The sequence below is a fragment of the Peribacillus sp. SIMBA_075 genome (genome assembly GCF_046534585.1).
The window spans coordinates 1-317 of the sequence record NZ_JAWRYN010000316.1; the positions used below are offsets into that span (position 1 = coordinate 1).

The following is a 317-nucleotide window of genomic DNA, read 5'->3' on the forward strand; positions in this document are numbered from 1 at the left end:
TCAAATGGTTTTAAAGCATAGTCATGACGGTTTGGCGTTCTGACAAATGCCCCAGGCTCCCCGACAAACGGACGAGCAATAATGCGTCCTACCATATATTTTTCATCTAAAGTCAGTTCTCGTGCAATTTCACAAATGCGGTAGAGCTCTTCCAGTGGCACAACTTCTTCGTGCGCAGCAATTTGCAAAACAGAATCCGCAGATGTATAAACGATTAAATCACCTGTTTTCATGTGCTCTTCGCCAAGCTCATCCAGAATTTCTGTCCCAGATGCTGGTTTATTCCCAATGATGCCCCGTCCTGTTTTTTCTTTTAG

At 43.8% G+C, this 317-nt stretch carries 1 pseudogene; it reads right to left on the reverse strand.

Annotated elements, in window-relative coordinates:
• Positions 1–317, reverse strand: a pseudogene (locus SB775_RS28390) (phosphopentomutase); the annotation flags it as partial.